Here is a 23,552-nt window from a genome sequence, read left to right as displayed (position 1 = left end):
GTGCCGGTGTGGTGGACTTTTGTGGTATTTGCCTGATGGCCGGCGACATAGTAGGACAACGCGCAATGCCGCCAGACAGTTCGCCCCAGCAATTACTCCATCTGGTGATCGGGGGCGAGCTGACCGATCTCGCGCATACGACCTTCAAGGACCTCGACGAGGTTGAGATCGTCGGTTTGTATCCGAACTACGCGTCGGCCTTTGCCGCCTGGAAGGCGAAGGCGCAGCAGACAGTTGATAACGCCCACATGCGGTATTTCATCGTGCACCTCCATCGGCTGCTCGATCCTGGTCAAGATACGAAGCCCGCCCGTTGAGAAAGCTGCTTCGCAATCTGCTACGTGCCCGCTGGTTTCAGCAGTTCGCAGGCCTTCTGGCCGCGGGCTTTCTGCGGTTGGTTTGGATGACCAACCGATTCAGCTATGATCCGGAGGATGTCTACGACATTGTCGAGCCGCAGATGCCGGTGATCCTCGCGTTCTGGCACGGACAACATTTCATGACACCGTTCATCAGGCGGGCGCACCATCGCGGCAAGGTCCTGATCTCGCGCCATCGCGACGGCGAGTTCAATGCGCTCGCGGCGGAGCGACTTGGAATCGAAACCGTTCGCGGCTCCGGCGACCACGGTTCTGCATTCAATCGCAAGGGCGGAGTTGGTGCCTTCAAGGAAATGGTCCGCGCGCTCGCCGAGAACTACAATATGGCTCTAACCGCCGATGTGCCGAAGCGCTCGCGCGTCGCGGGCCTCGGCATCATCATGCTGGCGCGAGAATCTGGACGGTCCATCATGCCGTTTGCGATGGCAACCAGCCGCTTCATTCGCCTCGACAACTGGGATCACACCACCATCAACCTGCCGTTCGGACGCGGTGCGCTGGTTGGCGGCGAGCCGATCTCGGTTCCAGCGGATGCCGATGCTGAGATGATGGAGACGCTGAGGGCGCGGCTCGAGGCTACGTTGAATGATGCCACGCGCCGCGCCTATGCCAAGGTTGGCAGGCCCGAAGTCCGTTAAGGGAGTGTTGCGGTGTCTCACGAACTTCGGAAATCGGGTACTAGTCCGATGCCGGCGACGCTGCGCTTCTACAGCAGACTGTCCGCCGCCGCGGCCCCGCTGACACCAGCCCTTTTGAAGCGGCGACTCAAGCTGGGCAAGGAGGATCCTGCCCGCATCGATGAGCGGCGGGGCATCACCCGGCAGCTTCGTCCCGCAGGCCCGCTGGTCTGGATACACGGCGCGAGCGTCGGCGAAGTGCTGGCCGCAGCCGCGCTGATCGAACGGCTTCGGTCGCTGAACATGCGCATTCTGCTCACGTCGGGCACCGTGACCTCAGCGGCCGTTGTCGCGAAGCGATTTCCGCCGGATATCATCCACCAGTACGTTCCCTACGACTCGCCGCGCTTTGTCGCGCGCTTTCTCGATCACTGGCAGCCAAGTCTTGCGCTCTTCATCGAATCGGATCTGTGGCCCAATCTGATTCTGGCTGGCGCGGCGCGCCGTGTGCCGATGGTGCTGATCAACGGGCGGATGTCGCATCGCTCGTTTCCGCGCTGGCGCAGGCTGTCGGGAACGATCGCGGCGCTGCTCGAACGGTTCGATGTCTGCCTCGTCCAGTCCGAAATCGACGCGGAGCGCTTCACCGTGCTCGGCAGCCGCAACGTCGTCATCACCGGAAACCTCAAGCTCGACGTGCGAGCTCCGCCGGCCGACGAGAGCAGGCTGGAACGACTGCTATTTGTCACGCGCGGCCGCCCGGTGGTGGTGGCGGCGTCGACCCATCCGGGCGAGGAAGAACTCCTGCTCAACGCACACCGGACGCTGGCGGCTCACTTCCCGTCACTGCTGACCGTGATCGTTCCACGCCATCCTAATCGGGGCGAAGCGATCGCCCGCATGATCGCGGCGTCCGGTGTCCAGGTCGCGCGGCGCTCGCTGGAGGAGCTGCCGACGGCGCGGACGGACATCTATATCGCCGACACCATGGGCGAGTTGGGATTGTTCTACCGCCTGGCGCCGATTGTATTCATGGGCGGCTCGCTGGTGCCGCATGGCGGCCAGAATCCGATCGAGGCGGTCAAGCTCAATGCCTCCATCGTGCACGGACCGCATGTCTTCAACTTCACCGATGTCTATGGTGCGCTCGACCGCGCGGGGGGCGCGCGCCGGGCCGACGACGGCGACGCGCTGACGCAGCAACTCGGTTATCTGTTGAATGATTCCGCCGCTCGCGACGCGGCTGCTGCTGCAGCGGCAGCGGTGGTGGACCGGCTCGGCGGCGCGCTAAATCGCACGCTGGCCGCGCTCGAGCCGTATCTCCTGCAGATGCGGCTGGAAGGAGGAGCAGCCGATGCGTGAGCCGGCCTTCTGGCACAGGCCATCGTCGTTGCTCTCGCGGTTGCTCATACCCATTGGCGCGCTTTACGGCGCGATCGCCACGCGGCGGCTGATGCGGACAGGTATGCGCGCCGGGGTGCCGGTCATCTGCGTCGGCAATTACCATGTCGGTGGCGCCGGCAAGACGCCCACCGTGATTGCGCTCGCCGGCATTCTGCGCTCGCTTGGCGAAACGCCGGTCGTGCTCAGTCGCGGCTATGGTGGGCGGCTGCACGGTCCGTTGTGCGTCGATCCACACCGGCATACAGCGGCTGATGTCGGCGACGAACCGTTGATGATGGCGGGGACGATCCCCGTGATCGTGTCACGGCAACGGGCAGAGGGCATCGCACCGGCCCGCGCGCTTGGGGCGAGCGTGATCCTGCTGGACGACGGTTTTCAGAATCCGACGATCGCGAAAGATATCTCGCTAATCGTGATCGACGGCGATCGTGGCCTGGGCAACAAGCGGATTTTCCCGGCCGGGCCGCTTCGGGCGCCGCTGCCGCCGCAACTCGCGCGTACCGATGCGCTCGTGATCGTCGGCGCCGGAGCCGCCGCGGACGACGTTGCGGCAAGCATCAAGGCGCGGGGAGGCCCTGTATTACGGGCGCGGCTCATCCCGGATGAGGCATCGGTTGCGACACTGCGCGGCAGACGCGTCTATGCCTTTGCGGGAATCGGCGATCCGCCACGGTTCTTCCGCAATTTGCGCGCTTGCGGCATCGATGTGGCCGTGGAGCGGGTATTCGCCGATCATCATCCGTTTTCACAACGCGACGTTACGGACTTGCAAACCGCCGCCGAACGGGACGGTCTGATGCTGGTGACGACGGAAAAAGATCTGGTGCGGCTGCGCAGCGAAAACCTCGCAGCGTTCGCGCAGGCCGTCGTTCCCTTCGCGGTCACGCTTGCGTTTGATAATGAACCGGTGCTGCGGTCGTTCCTGACGGAACGGATCGGTCGTGCGCGGCGATAGACTAGGACGAAGCCTTCAATGCGCCCGGATAATGCCGCTGCAAGACTGCACTCGGGAGAGCGTAAGCCTCCTGCAAGTCGACGCTCCAGTATTTCAACTCGTCGAGCGGAATGTGGGCGTCGGTGACGGCGCAACGGACATAAGTTCCTGGCGAAATCACCCGGAAATCACCATCGAGATACTGCACACGCGCTTCGCCCTGGCCGGACTGGCCAAATTTATTCAGCACCGCCGCTCTCCCGCATCTTCCGGACGCAAACACGCCGTCGGCTGGTTATTATCCACATAGATAGGTTCGCAGGGGCCTGCTTTAAACCCACCGATTTGTGATGAATTATCTTTCTGACCACATGATAGGTCTGAATTCAGGTCTCTTTTTGCATCATACCAGACCATCCGGCAAGATACATGCGCCTGCTGTCAGCATTTGTTTTGGTTGCGATATCCGTTTCGAGCGTCACAACGTTCGCAGCATTCGGCCAATCTCCGCCGCCAGAACGGATCGACATTCCGCGGGCCGGCGGCCTGCTGCATGGCTTGCTCTACAAACCCGACGGCGACGGTCCGTTTGCAACGGTCATTGCATTGCATGGCTGCAATGGCTTGGGGCACAGCGGGCAAATCCAGCCGCGCTATCTGGATTGGGCGGAGCGGCTGTTGAAGGCCGGCAACGCCGTTCTGTTTCCGGACAGCTATGGTTCGCGGAATGCCGGTCAGCAATGCCAGCCCAAACAGCGCAAGATCTTCGCGCGCCGCGAGCGCGTCGCCGATATCCGAGACGCGCAACAATGGCTGATCCAGCAGCCCTGGGTTCTGCATGACCGTATCGGCCTGCTTGGATGGGACAACGGCGCCAGCGCCGTTTTGTGGGCGGTCCGTCCACAGCTTGCACTGGCCGGCCGGCAAGACGATTTCCGCTCGGCGGTGGCGTTCTACCCCGACTGCCGGATCTCGTCGCGCTTCGGTTGGAGTGCGCGCGTTCCAACGCTGGTGCTGATCGGCGCCGACGACGACCTCAGTTCGCCGTCGGCTTGCCGGCAGATGGTCGACGATGCGCGCGGACGCAGCGCTCTTGCCCGCATTGTCGTCTATCCCAACGCCCACCATGGTTTCGACAGACTGAATGCACCGCTCCATACGGTTGCCGAGGGACACGGGCACATCGGAACTGATTCCAAGGCGCGAGCGGACTCGCAAAGCCGGGTCGCGGCATGGCTCGCGCGCTAAGCCATAGCGTTTTCGAGCGAAGTGGACACCGGTTCGCATGAAGAAAACGCGTCAAACCAAAAACATAGAGCCCCGCTTTTGATTCCATCAGAAGCGGAAAGGCTCTAGCAGTCTGCTGAAAAACCGCTCGCGCGTGCGAGAATTTGCTGATTCGATTTTCATCGTGAATCGGTGGAGGTTGGGATGCGCGGAGCCTTTGTGGATCAGGGCGGGTTGTTTTCGTACATCTCGCCGGAGGCGCGGGTGCCGCCGAACCATCCGCTGAGGAAGATCCGGGCGCTGGTCCGTGATGTGCTGGGCGAGTTGAACCGTAGCTTTGCCAGGCTCTATTCAAGTGAAGGGCGCCCCTCGATCGCGCCGGAGCAATTGCTCAGCGCGCTACTTCTGCAGGTGCTCTACGGCATTCGCTCGGAGCGCCAATTGATGGAGCAGTTGGACTACAATCTATTGTATCGCTGGTTCGTGGGGCTGTCGCCGGACCATCCGGTCTGGAACCCGACCAGCTTCACGAAGAACCGCGAGCGGCTGCAGAACGGCGATGTGTTCACGAAGTTCATGACCAGGCTTTTGAAACACCCTCAGGTCGAGCCGCTGCTCTCGGACGAGCACTTCTCGGTGGACGGCACGTTGATCGAGGCCTGGGCGTCACAGAAGAGCTTTCGTCCCAAGGATGGCCGCGATGGCGACGACGGCACGAACTTCCACGGTCAGACGCGCAAGAACGACACCCATGTCAGCACGAGCGATCCCGACAGCCGGCTCTACCGCAAGGCGGCCGGACGCGAGGCCAGGCTCTGCTACATGGGCCACGTCACCATGGAGAACCGGCATGGGCTGGCCGTGGCCGGCATCGTCACGCACGCGAGCGGCACCGCCGAGCGCCGCGCCGCGGAGATAATGCTCGAGGCCGAAGGCAGGAAAGCGGGTCGCCGCATTACCGCCGGTGCGGACAAGGCTTATGACACGGCCGATCATGTGGCCAATCTTCGCGCCATCGACGTCACACCGCATGTGACGCAGAACAATGGCATGGGCAAGACCGGCAGGCGCCGCCGGAGCGCTATCGACGCACGGACCACGCGCCATCAGGGCTATGGCATGTCGCAGACGCGCCGGGCGATGATCGAATGCATCTTCGGCTGGGGCAAGCAGCACGGCACGATGCGCAGGACCAAACATCGTGGCATTTGCCGCGTTGCCGCCGACTTCATGCTCAACTTGATCGCCTATAACCTGATCCGCGTTCCCAAACTGGTCACGGCATAACCGCGTCGTCGCCAGGACGACAACGACTGCAACGCGCCGCCGAATACACATCATCGCGATGAGGCGTTCCGAGGATCATCGAAGCGGTCAATTTTGGCTTTTTCAGCAAACTGCTAGAACAGATTTCCCTGATCGGCGGGCTTCGCTGCGCGTTTGGCGGGTGCCGGCTTGGATTGGTCTCTCGGACTGGACGATGTCGCTGCGGGCCGATCGTTGTCGGCGGTCGCATTCACTCGTCCGTCGGCGAACTCCAGCGTGAGTCGTGCCCCGGCACCGACCGCCGCTGCGCTCCGCAACGTTTGCCCGGCGTCGTCGCGGACCAGCGCGAAACCGCGTGCGAGCACGCCGCGATAGGAAAGCGCCGCCAGCAACTGGCCGGAATGCGCGATGCGCGCCTCATGCCGCTGCAGCAAGGTAATGAGCGCCCGCTGCGCCCGCTCGGCGAGCCTTTGGGTGCGCTCGTTCGCGCGAACGATCTGCGCGCGCTGCGCCTGTGCGTTGGCGAGTCGCGAGGCCTTGAGCCGGACCGCCAACCCCGCGAAGCGATCGCGGCGATGGCGCAGCATGATGTGGGTGCAATGTGCGAGCCGCGCGCCGGTCGCGGCGACGGATTGTTTGGCGTGGCTGACCTGCGCGCGCAACACGCGTAGCGTGAGTCCGCCGGAGATCTGCGTAAAGCGGCGATGATGCAGGTGTGTGCTCGCGCGCAAGGCACGTGGCAATGCGGCGGCCGCGCCGTCAAGCTTTTGCCGGGGGATTGCGAGCACCTCACCGGCCTCCGGGAGCGCGCGGGCAACCGAGCGCAATTCGGTGCGCCGATCGTCGTGACCGCGCCGCCATGCGACCATGGCGCGGACTGCTAGGCTAGAGACTTCAACGAGCAGCTCAGTTCGGACCGGCACCGCCATTTCGGCGGCCGCGGTCGGCGTCGGGGCCCGCTTGTCGGCGGCAAAGTCGATCAGCGTCACGTCGGTCTCGTGGCCGACCGCCGAGATCAGCGGGATCATGCTGCCGGCGGCAGCGCGGACCACGATCTCCTCGTTGAAGGACCACAGATCTTCGAGCGAGCCGCCGCCGCGTGCGACGATCAGAAGATCAGGGCGCGGAATACGTCCACCTTCCGGCAGCGCGTTGAAGCCGTCGATGGCGGCGGCGATCTGTTCCGCCGAGCCTTCGCCCTGCACCCGCACCGGCCACACCAGCACGCGGCACGGAAAGCGATCCTCCAGCCGATGCAGGATATCGCGGATGACCGCGCCGGTTGGGGAGGTCACGACGCCGATCACCTCGGGCAGCCAGGGCAGTAGTTGCTTGCGGGCTTCGTCGAACAGGCCTTCGGCCGCGAGCTTCTTCTTGCGTTCCTCCATCAGCGCCATCAGGGCGCCGATGCCGGCGGGCTCCAGCGCCTCGATCACGATCTGGTATTTCGACGAGCCCGGATAGGTGGTCAGCTTGCCGGTGGCGATGACCTCGAGACCCTCCTGCGGCTTGAACCGCATCCGGCCATGGATGCCTTTCCAGATCACCGCCTCGATCTTGGCGCTCTCGTCCTTCAGCGCAAAATAGCAGTGGCCGGAGGCGTGCGGGCCGCGAAAGCCGGATATTTCGCCGCGCACCCGCACATGGCCGTATTCGTTCTCCACGGTGCGCTTCAGCGCCGAGGACAACTCGGAGACGGTATATTCCGGCGAGTTCGCCAGGAGCTGTGCAGGATTTGCGGGCATCAGGCTCACTTCTGTTGCGCCTCCGCCTTACCATGCTAAAGCGTCCGTAAACCACCGAAAATCCCTTATCGGCAGTTACCCATGAACATTCTCCTGCTCGGTTCCGGCGGCCGCGAACATGCGCTGGCCTGGAAAATCGCTGACTCCACGCTGCTTGCGAAACTCTGGTGCGCGCCGGGCAATGCAGGGATCGCGCGCGTGGCCGAATGCGTGTCGCTCGACGTCGCGGACCATGCCGCCGTGATCGCGTTCTGCAAAAGCAACAAGGTCGATCTGGTGGTGGTCGGGCCGGAGGCGCCGCTCGCGGCCGGGATCGTCGACGATCTCGCGGCAGCCGGCGTCAAGGCGTTCGGGCCGACCAAGGCCGCCGCGCAGCTCGAGAGCTCGAAAGGCTTCACCAAGGAGCTGTGCCGCGATAACAACATTCCGACTGCCGCCTTTGCGCGCTTCAGCGATGCCGAGGCGGCGAAGGCTTATATCGTCGCCCAAGGCGCGCCGATCGTCGTCAAGGCCGACGGGCTTGCGGCCGGCAAGGGCGTCGTGGTCGCGATGACGCTGGACGAGGCGCTGGCGGCGATCGACACGATGTTCGACGGCGGCTTCGGCGGTGCGGGCGCGCAAGTGGTGGTCGAAGAGTTCATGCGCGGCGAGGAGGCCTCGTTCTTCGCGCTGTGCGACGGCGACCATGCGCTGGCGCTGGCGACGGCACAGGACCACAAGCGGGCTTTCGATGGCGACGAGGGGCCGAACACCGGCGGCATGGGCGCCTATTCTCCCGCGCCGGTCATGACTGCCGAAATGTGCAACCGCACCATGGACGAGATCATCGTTCCGACATTGCGCGCGATGCGGGCACAAGGAGCGCCTTTCAAGGGCGTGTTGTTCGCAGGTCTGATGATCACGGAGGAGGGACCGAAGCTGATCGAATACAACGTCCGCTTCGGCGATCCGGAATGCCAGGTGCTGATGTTGCGGATGATGGGAGACATCCTGCCGGCGCTGTTCGCGGCCTGCGACGGTCAGTTGAACCATTTCAGCCTGCGCTGGTTTCCCAATCCCGCGTTGACTGTGGTGATGGCGGCGAAGGGCTATCCAGGCGACTACGCCAAGGGAACATGCATCGACGGGGTCGATGAAGCCGCCAAGGTGGAAGGCGTGGAGATTTTCCAGGCGGGCACCAGAGAGGAGGGCGGGCGCATTCTGGCAAATGGCGGGCGCGTGCTGAACGTCTGTGCGTCCGGCAAGACCGTCGCCGAGGCGCAGGCCCGCGCCTATGACGCCGTCGATCGCATCCATTGGCCTGAAGGCTTCTGCCGCCGCGACATCGGCTTTCGGGCGGTGGCGCGGGAGAAGGGCGGATAGAGGCGAATCCTCACCGCCGCACCTTGAAGAAATCCCGCAGCAGCGTCGCTGCCTCGCTTTCGCCGACCGACGAGTACACTTCCGGCCGATGATGGCAGGTCGGCGCGGCAAAGAAGCGGACGCCGGAATCCACCGCGCCGCCTTTCGGGTCACTCGCCCCGTAATAGAGCCGCCGGATCCGCGCGAACGAGATCGCGGCCGCGCACATGGTGCAGGGTTCCAGCGTCACGTAGAGATTGCATTCGGTCAGCCGCTCGCTGCCGATGGCGAGCGCGGCGGCCCGGAGCGCCAGAACCTCGGCATGGGCGGTAGGATCGTGATCGGTCAGGGTCCGGTTTCCCGCTGACGCGATCACCTCGTTTTCGCGCACAATCACGCAACCGATCGGCACTTCGCCCGCTTTGCCGGCCTTTTCGGCGGCTTCAAGCGCCAAATCCATGAAAGATGGTGCGGTCATGTCTCGTTTCTCAGCGCATGGTCCGCCAAAGTGCAGGCGGTTTGGCGATCAGATCATGCGCCATATCAATATCTTGGAGCGCGATCGGGCGCAAAACCGGCATCCACTTTTGCTGATCGCGCTGGAGCAGAAACTCTGTTAAGAGGGCGACTTCAGCAAAAGTGGATGCCGGTTTTGCGTGAGAATGCGCCCTGTAAGAGGCGCGCGCGACATCGTCATGCTAACCGCTCCACGCCGGCGCTACCGCCGTACCCTATGCCCTTAGCGAGATCATTCATGCCCCGCGATAACGACAAAGACAATGCATCCTCGCGCGGCCGGCGTGATCGGCCATCCGGCGGCAAGGATAGACCCAAGGGTCGCTCCGGCGCGGCGCGCGGGCCGGACAAGAAGCTCGCCAAGCGCGGCTTTGCCGGCAAGTCTGACAGGGAGGACGGCGACAAGCGGCCCTACGCCGGTAAGTCCGCCGGTGCGAAATCCTATGCCAAGAAGCCGTATGCGGGTGCGGGTAAGCCTTACGCCGGCAAGCGTGATGGCGATGCCGCGCGGCCCCGCTTCAAGCGCGACGACGGCGGCGAGACGCGTGCGTACACGCCGCGCGGGGATTCACCTCGCGGCGAGCGTCCAGCCTTCAAACGTGACGATCGCGCGCCGCGCGCCGACCGTGGTGACACGCGTCCTGCAGGGCGTTTTGCCGATAAGAAATTTGGTGAGAAGCGTCCCTACACGCCACGAGGCGAGGGTTTTCGGAAAGACGGCGACCGTCCGCAGCGTGCGCGGCCTCAAGGTGATCGGCCTTATAGCGCGCGTCCGCCGCGCGAGGGTGGTGGCGAGAAGCGTCCATATACGCCCCGTGGGGATCGTCCCTTCGCTGACAAGAAATTCTCACACGGTGCACCGGATCGCGGTTCGCGCGGGCCGCGCAAGGAGTTCGGCGATCGTCCGGACCGCGGCGAGTCCAAGCCGTGGCAGAAGCGAGAGGCCGGCCCGCGTGATGATCGCGGCGGCCCGGGGCAACCACGATTCTCGAGGCCCCGTGAGGATCGGCCGGAGCGCGCTGCGGGCGGCGACCGTGGCCCGCGCAAGTTCGACAGGCCGCAAGGCGACCGTCCGCGTTATGACCGTCCGTCCGGAGATCGTCCTCGCTTCGATCGCCCACGGCAGGAGCGTCCGCGCCATGAAGGAGGCGACGATCGCCCGCGTCGTGACAATGAGGACGACAGCAAGGTTTTCGCAAAACGTCCGGCGTTCGGGGGACGCGGCGCCTATCGCGAACGTAAGCCCGATGAAGACCGGCGCGGCGCACGACCCGAGCCGAAGCCGAAGAAGGCCGGTGAGCGCATTGCGAAGATGATGTCGCGCGCCGGTCTTGCCTCGCGCCGCGACGCCGAGGAATGGGTCACGCAAGGCCGCGTCGCCGTCAATGGCCGCGTCATCAACTCGCCCGCGCTCGATGTCACCGCGAGCGACGTCATCACGGTTGACGGCCAGCCGTTGCCCGAGCGCGAGCGCACGCGGCTGTTCCTGTATCATAAGCCCCGCGGACTGATGACGACCCACGCCGATCCCGAAGGGCGGCCGACCGTGTTCGACAATCTGCCCGAAGGCCTGCCGCGCCTGATCAGTATCGGACGGCTTGATTTCAATACCGAAGGGTTGCTGCTGCTGACCAATGACGGCGGTCTGGCGCGCGCGCTGGAATTGCCCGACACCGGCTGGCTGCGGCGCTATCGCGTCCGTGCCCACGGCGAGGTGACGCAGGCGCAACTCGACGCGTTGAAGAACGGCGTCGAGGTCGACGGCATCAAGTATGGCTCGATCGACGCCACGCTGGAGCGCGATCAGGGCGCGAACGTGTGGCTTGTGTTTGCGATTCGCGAAGGCAAGAACCGCGAGGTGCGCAACGTGATGGCGCATCTCGGGCTCGAGGTGAACCGGCTGATCCGCATCTCCTACGGTCCGTTCCAACTGGCCGAGATCGCGGAAGGACAGGTCGAGGAGGTCAAGACCCGCGTGCTGCGCGAGCAACTCGGCGAGAAAATCGCTGCGCTCGCCAATGCGAATTTTGCCGGCGTGGCCGCCGAAGCCGAGACTCCAAAGCTCGGCCGCGATGGCACGCCATTGCGCTCGAAAAAAGATAACAAGGCAAGAACCAAGCGCGCGGTGATCGCGGATCACAAGGGTCGCAGCGTTGTGGTGCAGCGAACCGGCAGCGATGAGGCGCGGGCGCGCAATGAAGCCGAGGCCAATGGCTACGGTCCGCCGCGCCGGCCGAAACGCGGCTATCACGGCAAGCGCGATCTGACGCCGCGGGACTGAACGATGCGCGTCGTTGGCGGACGGCTGAAAGGCCGCAATCTCGCGTCTCCATCGACGCAGCAGATCCGCCCGACGGCCGATCGCCTGCGCGAGTCGCTGTTCAACATTCTCGTCCATGCCTATGACGATCCGGTCGCGGATGCGCGCGTGCTCGATCTGTTTGCGGGCACCGGCGCGCTTGGCATCGAGGCGGTGTCGCGCGGAGCGAAGTTCACGTTGTTCGTCGATAACGGGGCCGAGGCTCGCGCGCTTCTGCGCAACAATGTCGAGGCGCTCGGGCTCGGCGGCGTCACGAAAGTCTATCGACGCGATGCGACCGACCTCGGGCCTGCGCACCCGGTGGAGCCGTTCTCACTGGTGTTCCTCGATCCGCCCTACAGCAAGGGTCTGGCGGACAAATCGCTGGCTTCATTGCGCGAGGGCGGATGGCTCGTGCCGGACGCGCTGGTCGTTGTCGAGGAAGCCACGGCGGCGGCGTTCACCGTGCCCGATGGCTATGAAGAACTCGAGCGTCGCGCCTATGACGACACGGAGTTTGTGTTTCTGCGGGCGAGCGGCAGCCGCTAGCAACTACGCCTTCATTTTGCGCTGTTTGGCGGTAGACGTGTTCAGCGCCACGGCGGCTCGGATGAGCGCCTTCAACGCTTTCTCATTGATCTTGTCACCTTCATGAATATCAATGGCGCGTCTGGCGTTACCTTCGAGGCTGGCATTGAACAGACCTGAGGGATCGTCCAGCGAAGCGCCCTTGGCGAAGGTCATCTTCACGGCGCTCTTGTAGGTCTCACCTGTGCAGATGATGCCGTCGTGTTCCCACACCGGAACGCCGCGCATCGCGTTCGACGGCTTTTTCCATTTCACCTGCTCGACCACGTCGGGGTCGGCCTGCCTGATGATGGCCCGGACGTGCGCAAGCATCTCGCCCCGCCAGTCACCCAGCTCCTTGATCCGCGTATCAATGAGGTAGGAGGGAGGGTCTTCGTCTCTGGCTTTCTTCGCACTGGGCGTCTTCATGCGTGCTGCCTCGAAGGAGGGTATCATCTACGCCCGAACAGCTTCTCGATGTCGGCGAGCTTCAGCTCCACATAGGTGGGGCGGCCGTGGTTGCACTGACCTGAGTTCGGCGTGTCTTCCATCTCGCGCAATAGCGCGTTCATCTCCTCGGGCTTGAGAATTCGTCCGGCGCGCACCGAGCCGTGGCACGCCATCGTGGCCGCGACATGCATCAGGCGTCGTTCAAGAGGAAGCGCCTCGTCCCATTCCGCCATGTGCTCTGCGAGATCGCGCAACAGCGCCGCCGCATTGGTCTTGCCGAGCAGCGACGGCGTCTCGCGCACGGCGACCGCGCCGGGTCCGAAGGACTCGATGGCGAGGCCGAATTTTTCCAGCTCAATCGCGCGGTCGATCAGCTTTTCGACGGTCGCCTCGTCCAGCTCGACGATATCCGGTATCAAGAGGATTTGCCGCTGCACGCCGTCGCGCTCAAGAGCCGTCTTCAGCTTCTCGTAGACGATACGTTCGTGTGCGGCATGCTGATCCACCACGATCAAGCCGTCGCGGGTTTGCGTCACGATGTAGGTCTCGTGAATCTGGGTGCGCGCCGCGCCCAGCGGCCGGTCGACCAGATCGGCGGTAGGACGCACGTCGAATCGTACATCCGCGCTAGGCGCGCCGACATCGAACGCGGTTTGTCCGGGTTCGGCGAAGGCAGTCGCGCCGCCGGACCACGGTTGCGCGCCGACAGGTGAAGCGGGCGATTGCCGCCAGTCCCAGTTGGCCGGGCGCGTGGCTGTGGCGGGACGAAATGCCGTGAGCACCGCGCCGTCGCTGTTCGCCGCCGTGCGCCGGCCCTCGCGCGCCAGACCGTCCTTCAGCGCGTGCACGATCAGCGCCCGCACCAGCCCGGCGTTGCGGAAGCGCACTTCCGTCTTGGCGGGGTGGACGTTGGCATCGACCTCCTGCGGCTCTGTTGTTACAAACAATGCCACCACTGGATGGCGGTCGCGTGGCAGGTAATCGGAATAGGCCGCGCGCACCGCGCCCAGAATGAGCTTGTCGCGCACTGGGCGGCCGTTGACGAACAGATACTGACCGAGCGCATTGGCTCGGGTCAGCGACGGCGCGGCTGCAAAGCCCTCCACGGTCACGCCGTCGTGTTCGGCGCGCACCGCGATGGCGCTGCCGCGAAAGTCCGCGCCGAGAATGTCGCCGAGCCGTGTCAATCGTCCCGCTGCGCCCGGCAGCGCCGCCGTCCAGGTCACCGGCGCGCGCCCTTCGCCGGCGAGCGTGAAAGCGATATCGGGTCGGGCCATCGCCAAGCGCCGCACCACCTCGCGGATCGCCTCGGCTTCGGTGCGGTCGGTCTTGAGAAATTTCAGGCGCGCGGGCGTCGCATAAAAGAGATCGCTGACCTCGACGCGCGTGCCTTGCGTCAGTGCCGCCGGCACGATCGCGGATTTTCGTCCACCCTCGACGTTGAGTGACCATGCATGCGGCTCTTTGGCGTGATGTGTGGTGATGCCGAGCTTTGCCACCGCGCCGATCGACGGTAGCGCTTCGCCGCGAAAGCCCAGCGTGCGGATGCGCAGCAAATCCTCGTCGTCGAGTTTAGAGGTGGCGTGGCGGTCCACCGCGAGCGCGAGGTCGTCCTTCGTCATGCCGCCGCCGTCATCGGTGACGCCGATCCGCCGCCGTCCACCGCCGTCGGTAAAGATATCGATGCGGCCCGCGCCGGCATCAATGGCGTTCTCCACCAGTTCCTTGACGACGCTCGCCGGACGCTCGACCACTTCGCCCGCGGCGATGCGGTTGACGACGGTCTCGGGAAGCTGGCGGACGGGCATGCAGGTTTGCCGTTAGTAAGAGTAGATTCGAGCCTAGGCGCATTCTATTTGGCGTGGCGGCAAAACGGTATCCGCTTTTATTCTTCGAATCCGGTCGATCCGCGCTTTGCCTTGACGTTGGCGCGGCGCTTCTTGCTCTCGAGGCGGCGCTGTTTCGAGCCGAAGGTCGGCTTGGTCGCGCGACGCGGTGTCGGCCTGATCGCGGCCTCGCGCAGCAATTCGATAAGGCGATCGGTGGCGTCGGCGCGGTTGCGCTCCTGGGTGCGGAAGCGCTGCGCATGGATCACGATCACGCCGTCCTTGGTCAGGCGCTGGCCGGCGAGCCGGGTTAGCCGCGTCGCAACGTCAGGGGCGAGTGTCAGGCGGCGGGTGTCGAAGCGCAATTGCGCCGCTGTCGAGAGCTTGTTGACATTCTGTCCGCCCGGTCCGGAGGCGCGAATGAAGCTGATCTCAATGTCGTTTTCGTCGATCACGATATCGCGGGTGATCCGCACCATGGCACTCACCAGGGTTCGCCTTGCCTGCCTGCCCCGTCAGTGCGCGGCGGGTTGAGACGCTGGCTGGACCGCCGCCGGTTGCGCTGCCGCCTGCGGTGCGCGTCCCACGACCACTGTCAGAAGCCCTTGTCCCCACAGCCGCTTTGAGACCTGTTTGGCCTGATCAAGCGTGACGGCATCGACAAGGGAATTGCGCTTATCGATGTAGTCGATGGGCAAACTGTCTGTCTGATACTGCAACAGGCCGGTGGCGAGCTTCGAGGAGGTGTCGAGCTCCAGCATCTGCGATCCCTTCAGGTAGGATTTGGCCTCGTCCAGTTCCTTCTGGGTCGGCCCGCCTTCGGCAAAGCGCTGGATTTCGTTGTTGATGGCATCGATGCTCTCGCTGGCACGGTCGGCGCGGGTTCCAGTAGTGCCAGCGAACAGCGCCGAGTGATCCATCCACAACAGCGATTCCGAGACGGAATAAGCGAGGCCGCGCTTTTCGCGAACCTCGCGATAGAGCCGGGACGACAGCGAGCCGCCGCCGAGAATATGGTTGTCGATGTAGGCCGCCATGAAATCCGAATCGTGACGTTTGATGCCGGGGCCGCCGAACATGACCACAGTCTGCGGCACGTCGAGCGGAACGAACGCGCGTTGCGGCGGCTTTGCAGCAACGACGTCAGCCACTGGTGTGAGGTCGCCCTTCGCCGGCAGGTCTCGAAAAGTCTGATCCAGCAGTTTTGCGAGAGCCGTCGGCTCGATGTCGCCCACGACCGCGATCTTCAGCTGATCTCTCGCCAGCACGCGGCGGACGTAAGTCCTGAGGTCGTCGGTCTTGATCGTTGGAATGCTTTCGAGCGTGCCGTGCGACGCGTGACCGTACGGATGATCGCCGAATGCGAGCTTGAGGAAGTTGCGTCCGGCAAGTGCGTTCGGGTTGGTGGAGTTGCGGCGCAGTTCGGATATGATCTGCGAACGGATGCGCTCGACGTCATCAGTGTCGAAGCGCGGCGAGGTGAGGGCGAGTCGCAGCAGCCCGAACGCTTCGTCGCTGTGTTCCTTCAGCATGCGCAGCGAGCCGCGGAGCCGGTCGCGCTCGATGGTAAAGTTCAGCTCGATGGCGCGCCGGTCGAGCCGTTCGTGGAAGGTCTTGGAGTCGAGATCGGCGGCACCTTCGTCGAGCAGGCTTGCGACCATATATCCGACGCCGGGCTTGTCGGCCGGATCCTGTGTCGCGCCGCCCGCGAACGCATATTCCATCGCGACCAGCGGTACGGTCGCATCCTGAACGAACCAGGCCTCGATACCTCCCGGCGTCACCAGATGCTGGATTTTTGTCGCGGCAAACGATGGGTTCGCGGCGAAGGAGATCAATGCGAAGCATAGAGCGGTGAGCAGGTGGCGCATGGCGCCGATCCGGGTGCATCTCACGACCGCTTCTCCTCATGCGTCGGCGTAGAGTCCTTGATCAGGTACCCCGTGACCGACCGCGTCTTGACCAGCCACTTTTGCGCGGCCTCGCGAACCTGCGCGGCGGTCACTGCGCGGATGCGGTCCGGCCAGCTCCTGATGTCGTCGACGCTTAATCCGACGGTCATGCCCGCGCCGTACCACCGCGCCAGCGTCGTCTGACTGTCTTGGGCGTAGACCGCCTGCGCGATCAACTGCGTCTTCACACGCTCGAGGTCTTCCGCGGGGATGGGGTTTTTAGCGAGATCTGCGATCACAGCGTCGATGGCCTGCTCAACGTCAGCGAAACTGACGCCCGGCTTAGGCGCCACCGCGATCGAGAACTGGGTCGCATCGACCATGGTGCCTTGATAGGTTGCGTTGGTGTTGACGGCGAGTTGCTTGTCAACGACCAGCGCGCGGTAGAGATAGGCGTTGCTGCCTTCGCCCATCAGCTGCGCAAGCACATCCAGCGCGGCGCTTTCGCCGGCTGCGGCCGTGGTTGCGGCGGGCACGAGATAATAGCGCCGCAGCATGGGCTGCTCGACGCGAGGATCGGCGAGTGTGACCGTCCGCGACGCGACCGGCAGCGGTTCCTGCGGACGGATGCGGGCGGCTGGAATGGCGGGCTGCGGCGGCACCTGGCCGAAAGTCTTTTCGATCTCGGGACGAATTTTCTGCGCATCCACGTCGCCGGCGATCACGAGCGTTGCATTGTTCGGCGCATAAAACCGTTTGTAGAAGGCAAGCGCGTCCTCGCGAGACAGCTTCTCGATCTCATGGTGCCAGCCGATCACCGGGCGGCCATAGGGATGGTTGAGATACAGCGCGGCCATGATCTGTTCGGTCAGCCGCGCGTCGGGATTGTTGGCGACGCGCATGTTGTATTCCTCGAGCACCACGTCGCGCTCGGGCAGCACGTTTTCGTCTTTCAGCACCAGGCCGGTCATGCGGTCGGCCTCGAACGCCATCATTGTCGCGAGCTGATCGCGCGGCACGCGCTGGTAATAGCCGGTGTAGTCGAAATAGGTGAAGGCGTTCTCCTCTCCGCCGATGCGCAGCACGGTCTGGGAAAACTCGCCGGCTGGATGCTTGGCGGTGCCCTTGAACATCAGATGCTCGAGGAAATGCGCGAGCCCTGATTTGCCGGGCGTTTCGTCCGCCGAGCCGACCTTGTACCAGATCATCTGCGTGACCACCGGCGTCCGGTGATCGGGAATGATTACGACCGCGAGCCCGTTGGCCAGGGTAAACGTGGCAGGAGGCTGCGAGGTGACGGTCTGCGCCTGGGCTGCCGAGATGGCGGGCAGGAGCGCAAGGCACAGAGCCAGCGCCGCGAGCGCGCGGATGGCCAATCGTCGTACTGCTGTCATGGCGTGCACCGGCGGCAATTTGTCTCTGTCGTCACGGATTGCCGTCAGTCCTTTGCTGGCGCGAATTCAGTCATTCCGCAACTGCGCTGACGAGCCTGAAGGCAAGCCGCATCATTGCGCGATCCGGTGCAGTCGCGTGGTCCAAATGGCTACCACGACCGTTAGTACGTACGCTCTTTGCCGCTGTTGACATCGACATAAGTATTGCCGAGGGATTCCTTCGGACCGGTGCCGTAAGCGAAGTTCGACGACGGGGTCTGATAGCCCGCCGGCGGCTGCGTCAGTGTTTCCCGTTCCGGCTCGCCAGTGAACGGTGCGGTCTGCGGCTTGTTGCCGCCGAACAGGTTGCCGAGCTTGCCGGTAAAACCGAGTTGTGAGGGACTAAGCGCCGGACTTTCATTCTGCGGCTTGCCCGGTTGTTCCGTCTCAGCCCGTCGCGTGGTGGTGCCGGAACCGGGCATCGCGAGCTTGCTGGGCAAAATCGATAGTCCGCCTTCCTCGGGCGCCGGCTTGCTTTGCTTGCGGGCGGCGACCGTTTCCTTGTGGCGTTGAAGGTCGGGGTCTTTCGGCCAGTTCGGATCCCTGACGTTGGCTGCGGTTGAACCCGGCGGCGGCAGATCGATCTTGGGCGGAATCACCAGCGGCGATCGCTCGCGATACTCGATGCCCTTGTTTTCCATGTTGGTGGCGCCGATGCCGCTCATGAGGTTGTGGATGATTTTCTCCTCGAAGGTGGAGTCATCATCGTCGTCCTGGGCGCGCGCCACGCCGGACGACAACACGACGGCGATGCCGGCGGCGACTGCGGCGACGCGAACGCTGCGCCGTAGCATTCCCGATGCGTTGAGCACATCCCAACCGTTCCGTTCGGTCTTGCGCATCGTATTCATCCTGTTCAGTTTTTCGAGGGACCACTGCCGGGAAGCCGTCCCCATTTCGAGCAATCCATATCGTCCGGGATCAGGGCGCTTTTGCGGCGGGTGTTCCAAGGAAAGAATCATACAACAGGGCTATCACCCCGGCAACGATCGCCACATCCGCAAGGTTGAACACATACCAACTATAGGTTTTTCCCGCGAACTGGACGTGAAACAGGGCGAAATCCACCACCGCGCCATAGGCGAAGCGGTCGATGGCGTTGCCGATGGCACCGCCGATGATGAGGCCGAGCCCAATGGTCGCCATGCGGGTATGAGACCGTGCCATCCAGATCGCCAGCAGGATCACCGCGACGGCCTTGATGGCGAGCAGGATCGTGGCGCCCGCCGGGCTATCGGTCTGGAACCAGCCGTAGCTGATGCCGGTGTTCCAGGCCAGCACCAGGTCGAAGAAGGGCGTAACCTTGGCGGCACCGCGATGACCGATATCGAACACGAACAATAGCCAGAGCTTGGACGCCTGATCGGCGATCAGCGCCATGATGGCGGCGATGATACCGAAACGAGCCGCCGGGGTCACACGGTCACTCCCAGCGCCTTCCATTCCCGCAACGCCTGCGCGTCGCGCGGCGACACATCGGGATACTCCTTGTCGTCGCCGACGGTCGGCAGAATTTTCCACGATCGCGCGCACTTGGCGCCCGCGGCTTTCTCGACCACCACGGCCACGCCTGGGACGTTCGGCAAACGGAACGCGTCGGCCGGCGCGTCGCCTTCGCGCACTTCGAAGTTCGAGGTGATGCAGACCTCGGCAAGGTCGACGTCGAACAATGTTCCGAGCATCGCGCGGTCGGCGACATAGACAATCGGCGAGGCTTCGAGCGAGGAGCCGATCCGTTTTGCAGCGCGCTCGAGTTCCAGCGCGCCGGTGACGACACTTCGCACGGCGCGGATGGTCTCCCACTTCGCGGCCAAAGCATCGTCCTGAAACATTTCGATACTCTCCGGAAACAGCGTCAGATGCACCGACGGCTCCGCATCCGGCCGGTATTGCCGCCAAGCCTCTTCGGTGGTGAACGAAAGCATCGGCGCCAGCCATTTCAGGATCGCGTCGCAGAGCAAATCGATGATGGTAAGCGCGGCTTTCCGTGCGGCGGACGATGGCGGATCGCAGTACAGCGAGTCTTTCCGGATATCGAAATAGAACGCCGAGAGTTCGGTGTTCATGAAGGCCGCGAGACTGGCGACTACGGTCTTGTAGTCGAAATCCGCATAGGCCTTGCGCACCACCGCGCTCTGTACGGCCAACTGATGCAGCATTAGCCGCTCCAGTTCGGGCACGTCGCTGAACGCGACCTCATCGTCGCGCTTGAAGTGATGCAGCGTGCCGAGCATCCAGCGGATGGTGTTGCGCAGCTTGCGGTAGGTTTCGACGGTGTTCTTGAGAATTTCCGGGCCGATGCGCTGGTCGTCGGCATAGTCCGTCGCGCAGACCCACAGCCGCAGGATGTCGGCGCCGGAATCCTTGATGACTTTCTGCGGGTCGACCGTGTTGCCGAGCGATTTCGACATCTTGCGGCCGTTCTCGTCGAGGGTGAAGCCGTGCGTCAGCACCACATCGTAAGGCGCGCGGCCCCGGGTGCCGCAGCTCTCCAGCAGCGAGGAGTGAAACCAGCCGCGATGCTGGTCGCTGCCTTCCAGATACATCACGGTATCCTGGCCGCCATCGAACTTGCGTTTGATTCCTTTGAGCCCGGGGAAATGCACGCCGTCTTCCAGCACGAAGGCGTGCGTCGAACCGGAGTCGAACCAGACATCGAGGATGTCGTCGACCTTGCTCCAGTCCTCGCCGTCACGATCTCCAAGGAAACGATCGCGCGCGCCGTCGGCATACCAGGCATCGGCGCCTTCCTTCTCGAAGGCGTCGGTGATCCGTTTGTTGACGGCGTCGTCGATCAGGATTTCGGCGGAACCGTCGCCCTTTTCGCGCACGAAAACCGCGATCGGCACGCCCCAGGCGCGCTGGCGCGAGATCACCCAGTCGGGACGGTTCGTGATCATGCCGGTGATACGATTCTGGCCAGCCGGCGGCACCCATTGTGTCACCGAGATCGCCTGCAGCGCGCGGGCGCGCAGCGTATCGCCTGCCTTCGTTGTGTTGCCGTCCGCAATATCTTTGTCCATCGCGATGAACCACTGCGGCGTGTTGCGGAAGATCACCGGCTTCTTCGAGCGCCACGAATGCGGATACTGATGCTTGAGCCGTCCACGCGCCAGTAACATGCCGCGTTCGACCAGCGCCTTGATGACCGCCTCGTTGGCGTCGCCCTTGTTGCCCTTGTCGTCGATGACGCGCTTGCCTTCGAAGCCGGGGGCCTGGGCGGTGAGCGCGCCGTTCTCGTCGACAGTGTAGGGGATGGTGCTTGAGATGCCTCGCGCTTCGAGTTCGCGCGCGTGGTGAGTCCAGATGTCGAAGTCCTCCCGACCGTGACCGGGCGCGGTGTGGACGAAGCCGGTGCCGGTGTCGTCGGTGACGTGGTCGCCTGCCAGCAGTGGCACTTGGAAGTCGTAGCCGGTCCCACGCAGCGGATGAAAGCACGTGAGAATATCGTATGGATCGACATCCCGTTCACGCACGAAACTTTCGACCTTCGCGGTCTTCAAAACTTCCGCTGCAAGTGTATCGGCAAGAACAAAGCGCTCTCCGACCCTAGCCCAGTTTCCTTCAGGCGCTGCGGTCACCTCGTATACGCCGTATTTGATTTTAGGCGAGTAACTGATCGCTCGGTTGCCAGGGATCGTCCAAGGCGTTGTGGTCCAGATCACCACACACGCTCCAAGCAGATTTTTCTCGTGTTTGCCTGTGGGCGTTGTGCTGGTAGCGCTTACCGGAAATTTCACCCACACCGTATCACTGGTGTGGTCCTCATACTCGACCTCGGCTTCAGCCAGCGCGGTCTTCTCCACCACGCTCCACATCACCGGCTTGGAGCCGCGATAGAGCGTGCCGTTGGCGGCGAACTTCATCAGCTCGCGCGCGATCTGGGCCTCGGCCGGATAGGTCATGGTGGCGTAGGGATGATCCCAGTCACCGATGATGCCGAGGCGCTTGAATTCCTCGCGTTGCACGTTGAGCCACTTCTCGGCATAAGCGCGGCACTCCTTGCGGAACGCGACCATCGCCGCGGAATCCTTGAAGTTCGGCTTCGCTTTGCCCTTGGAGCGGTAGTTCTCTTCCTCGATCTTCCATTCGATCGGCAGGCCGTGGCAGTCCCAGCCCGGCACATAATTGGAATCGTGTCCCAGCATCTGCTGGCTTTTGGTCACCACGTCCTTCAGGATCTTGTTGAGCGCATGGCCGATATGGATGCTGCCGTTGGCGTAGGGTGGGCCGTCGTGCAGCACGAATTTGGCGCGGCCTTTCGCGCGCTTGCGGAGCTGCCCGTAGAGATCAATGTCTTTCCAGCGCGCCAGGATCTCCGGCTCGCGCTGCGGCAGTCCGGCGCGCATCGGAAATTCCGTCTGCGGCAGGTAGAGGGTTTTGGCGTAATCGGGGGCGTCGGATTTTTTCGGATTTTCGGTCATGGCGAGGTGAATAGCTTGTTTTGGCGGGAAGGGGAAACCCGGAGCGTATGAAATGCGGTGTGGTTGGTTGGTGTTTTAGGCCTTTCAACGTCATGCCCGGTCTTGTCCGGGCATCCACGCCTTTTCTTGTTATCAGCCGCCAAACTATAAGCCGCCAAGGGAGACGTGGATGGCCGGGACAAGCCCGGCATGACGTATGGAGTGGTTTAGTCGATATTGCCCAGTTTCGGGAATGCGTCGGGCGCGGCGGCGAGCATGGTCCGTGCGACGGCCGCATCGTCGTCCATCTGGCGGATCAGCGCCTCGACGCTGTCGAATATCAGCTCCTCGCGAATGAAGCCGATGAAGGCCACGTCCAGCGTGGTCCCGTAGAGGTCGCCCGTGAAGTCGAACAGGAACACTTCGAGCAGCGGTGCGCCGTTGTCGAAGGTCGGACGGCGGCCGAAGCTCGCGACGCCGTCGAAGCGCCGGTGATCCTTTCCCTGGCCGCGGCCGACCCGCACCGCATAGATGCCATGCCTGAGGCTGCACTCCTTGCTGAGGCGGATATTGGCGGTGGGATAGCCGAGGTCGCGGCCGCGTTTCTCGCCGTGAATCACCTCGCCGGTGACGAACCACGGCCCGCCGAGCATGGCGGTGGCATCCGAGATCTGGCCCTCCTCCAGCGCCATGCGGATCGCGCTGGAGGAGACCGGGCGCTCGTCGATATCGATATAGGGCTGCACATCGACCTCGATGCCGAGCTGCGCCGCCTCGCTCACCAAAAGGGCCGGCGAGCCGACGCGGCCCTTGCCGAAATGAAAATCGTAGCCGACGGCGATGCCGCTGACGCCGAGTCGGGCAATCAGATCATGGTGAATGAAATCCTGCGCCGTGGTGCCGGCGCGCGCGGCGTCGAAGGTCATGACCACGGCACCGGCGAGGCCTGTGCCGGCCAAAAGCCGCAGCTTGTTGGTCTCGTCGGTCAGGCGGAATTGCGGGGTGTTCGGGCTGAAAAACTTTCGCGGGTGCGGCTCGAACGTGACCGCGAAGGCCGGCTTGCCGTGGGAGCGGGACATCTTGAGCGCGGCTTCGATCACTGCGCGGTGGCCGAGGTGAACACCGTCGAAATTGCCCATCGCCACGACCGACCCCTTGGGGATCGCGGCGGCAGCGGCGGTGTCGCGAATAATGGTAAATCGGGAGGTCATCACGGTTTCGTTGATGGGTGGGAGGCCGATTGAAGTCAAGC

At 63.7% G+C, this 23,552-nt stretch carries 21 protein-coding genes; 9 read left to right on the top strand and 12 right to left on the bottom strand.

What is annotated here, in order from left to right; genetic code table 11:
* The first annotated feature begins 65 nt into the window (after positions 1–65).
* From ACSZOQ_RS12845 to lpxK, 4 genes are read left to right on the top strand one after another with little or no spacing between them, the layout of a single operon-like run.
* A complete protein-coding gene (locus ACSZOQ_RS12845; RefSeq protein WP_439922889.1) occupies positions 66–317 on the top strand; it encodes a DUF4170 domain-containing protein in 252 nt (83 codons plus the stop codon).
* The gene (locus ACSZOQ_RS12840) at positions 314–1,018 is read left to right on the top strand and encodes a lysophospholipid acyltransferase family protein (protein WP_439922888.1); all 705 of its coding nucleotides are present in this window, start codon (positions 314–316) and stop codon (positions 1,016–1,018) included. Before ACSZOQ_RS12845 ends, ACSZOQ_RS12840 begins: the two co-directional genes overlap by 4 nt.
* 48 nt (positions 1,019–1,066) lie before the next feature.
* Positions 1,067–2,359: a 3-deoxy-D-manno-octulosonic acid transferase gene (locus ACSZOQ_RS12835; protein ID WP_439926043.1), complete on the top strand. Its 1,293-nt coding sequence runs from the start codon at positions 1,067–1,069 to the stop codon at positions 2,357–2,359.
* On the top strand, positions 2,352–3,356 hold the full coding sequence (gene lpxK / locus ACSZOQ_RS12830) for a tetraacyldisaccharide 4'-kinase (RefSeq protein WP_439922887.1): 1,005 nt from the start codon (positions 2,352–2,354) through the stop codon (positions 3,354–3,356). Before ACSZOQ_RS12835 ends, lpxK begins: the two co-directional genes overlap by 8 nt.
* Before the next feature lies 1 nt (position 3,357).
* On the opposite strand, the gene ACSZOQ_RS12825 is transcribed toward lpxK, so the two are convergent.
* The gene (locus ACSZOQ_RS12825) at positions 3,358–3,585 is read right to left on the bottom strand and encodes a DUF2093 domain-containing protein (RefSeq protein ID WP_439922886.1); all 228 of its coding nucleotides are present in this window, start codon (positions 3,583–3,585) and stop codon (positions 3,358–3,360) included.
* A gap of 179 nt (positions 3,586–3,764) precedes the next feature.
* Here ACSZOQ_RS12825 and ACSZOQ_RS12820 point away from each other — a divergent pair, with 179 nt between their 5' ends.
* On the top strand, positions 3,765–4,583 hold the full coding sequence (locus tag ACSZOQ_RS12820) for a dienelactone hydrolase family protein (RefSeq protein WP_439922885.1): 819 nt from the start codon (positions 3,765–3,767) through the stop codon (positions 4,581–4,583).
* 183 nt (positions 4,584–4,766) lie between these two features.
* Positions 4,767–5,849: an IS5 family transposase gene (locus ACSZOQ_RS12815; RefSeq protein ID WP_439922884.1), complete on the top strand. Its 1,083-nt coding sequence runs from the start codon at positions 4,767–4,769 to the stop codon at positions 5,847–5,849.
* 113 nt (positions 5,850–5,962) lie between these two features.
* Here the strand turns inward: ACSZOQ_RS12815 and xseA are convergent, their stop codons facing one another.
* Entirely contained in the window at positions 5,963–7,573 is a 1,611-nt protein-coding gene (gene xseA, locus ACSZOQ_RS12810; RefSeq protein WP_439922883.1) for an exodeoxyribonuclease VII large subunit, read from the bottom strand.
* 81 nt (positions 7,574–7,654) lie between these two features.
* Between xseA and purD the strand changes: the two genes are divergently transcribed.
* Entirely contained in the window at positions 7,655–8,935 is a 1,281-nt protein-coding gene (gene purD, locus ACSZOQ_RS12805) for a phosphoribosylamine--glycine ligase (RefSeq protein ID WP_439922882.1), read from the top strand.
* 10 nt (positions 8,936–8,945) lie between these two features.
* On the opposite strand, the gene ACSZOQ_RS12800 is transcribed toward purD, so the two are convergent.
* Complete coding sequence (locus tag ACSZOQ_RS12800; RefSeq protein ID WP_439922881.1) at positions 8,946–9,392, bottom strand: nucleoside deaminase; 447 nt, start codon at positions 9,390–9,392, stop codon at positions 8,946–8,948.
* Positions 9,393–9,668: 276 nt separating this feature from the next.
* On the opposite strand from ACSZOQ_RS12800, the gene ACSZOQ_RS12795 reads away from it, so the two are divergent.
* Positions 9,669–11,711, top strand: coding sequence for a pseudouridine synthase (locus tag ACSZOQ_RS12795; protein WP_439922880.1), 2,043 nt, complete (start codon positions 9,669–9,671; stop codon positions 11,709–11,711).
* Between the two features lie 3 nt (positions 11,712–11,714).
* Positions 11,715–12,278, top strand: coding sequence for a 16S rRNA (guanine(966)-N(2))-methyltransferase RsmD (gene rsmD / locus ACSZOQ_RS12790; protein WP_439922879.1), 564 nt, complete (start codon positions 11,715–11,717; stop codon positions 12,276–12,278).
* A gap of 3 nt (positions 12,279–12,281) precedes the next feature.
* On the opposite strand, the gene ACSZOQ_RS12785 is transcribed toward rsmD, so the two are convergent.
* The 9 genes from ACSZOQ_RS12785 to ACSZOQ_RS12745 all read right to left on the bottom strand — a co-directional run bounded on the left by ACSZOQ_RS12785 (position 12,282) and on the right by ACSZOQ_RS12745 (position 23,511).
* Positions 12,282–12,725: a DUF1801 domain-containing protein gene (locus tag ACSZOQ_RS12785; protein WP_439922878.1), complete on the bottom strand. Its 444-nt coding sequence runs from the start codon at positions 12,723–12,725 to the stop codon at positions 12,282–12,284.
* Between the two features lie 23 nt (positions 12,726–12,748).
* A complete protein-coding gene (gene mutL / locus ACSZOQ_RS12780; protein ID WP_439922877.1) occupies positions 12,749–14,554 on the bottom strand; it encodes a DNA mismatch repair endonuclease MutL in 1,806 nt (601 codons plus the stop codon).
* 77 nt (positions 14,555–14,631) lie between these two features.
* Positions 14,632–15,051 (bottom strand): alternative ribosome rescue aminoacyl-tRNA hydrolase ArfB, encoded by a 420-nt coding sequence (gene arfB, locus ACSZOQ_RS12775; protein ID WP_439922876.1) that lies wholly within the window; start codon positions 15,049–15,051, stop codon positions 14,632–14,634.
* Positions 15,052–15,087: 36 nt separating this feature from the next.
* Complete coding sequence (locus ACSZOQ_RS12770; RefSeq protein WP_439926041.1) at positions 15,088–16,443, bottom strand: M16 family metallopeptidase; 1,356 nt, start codon at positions 16,441–16,443, stop codon at positions 15,088–15,090.
* A gap of 20 nt (positions 16,444–16,463) precedes the next feature.
* Positions 16,464–17,858: a M16 family metallopeptidase gene (locus ACSZOQ_RS12765; protein ID WP_439922875.1), complete on the bottom strand. Its 1,395-nt coding sequence runs from the start codon at positions 17,856–17,858 to the stop codon at positions 16,464–16,466.
* A 161-nt stretch (positions 17,859–18,019) separates the two neighbouring features.
* Entirely contained in the window at positions 18,020–18,739 is a 720-nt protein-coding gene (locus ACSZOQ_RS12760) for a hypothetical protein (RefSeq protein ID WP_439922874.1), read from the bottom strand.
* Between the two features lie 79 nt (positions 18,740–18,818).
* The gene (gene lspA / locus ACSZOQ_RS12755) at positions 18,819–19,340 is read right to left on the bottom strand and encodes a signal peptidase II (protein ID WP_439922873.1); all 522 of its coding nucleotides are present in this window, start codon (positions 19,338–19,340) and stop codon (positions 18,819–18,821) included.
* Positions 19,313–22,321 carry an isoleucine--tRNA ligase gene (ileS, locus tag ACSZOQ_RS12750; protein ID WP_439922872.1) on the bottom strand — a complete coding sequence of 1,003 codons (3,009 nt, stop codon included), beginning with the start codon at positions 22,319–22,321 and terminating at the stop codon, positions 19,313–19,315. Before ileS ends, lspA begins: the two co-directional genes overlap by 28 nt.
* 206 nt (positions 22,322–22,527) lie before the next feature.
* The gene (locus ACSZOQ_RS12745) at positions 22,528–23,511 is read right to left on the bottom strand and encodes a bifunctional riboflavin kinase/FAD synthetase (RefSeq protein ID WP_439922871.1); all 984 of its coding nucleotides are present in this window, start codon (positions 23,509–23,511) and stop codon (positions 22,528–22,530) included.
* Positions 23,512–23,552 lie beyond the last annotated feature (41 nt).

Origin of the sequence: Nitrobacter sp. JJSN (assembly GCF_051912485.1) — a bacterium.
In the GTDB taxonomy this organism is placed as follows: domain Bacteria; phylum Pseudomonadota; class Alphaproteobacteria; order Rhizobiales; family Xanthobacteraceae; genus Nitrobacter.
The sequence above is the reverse complement of the archived record's forward strand: the minus strand, read 5'-3'. Positions and strand labels throughout refer to the sequence as shown.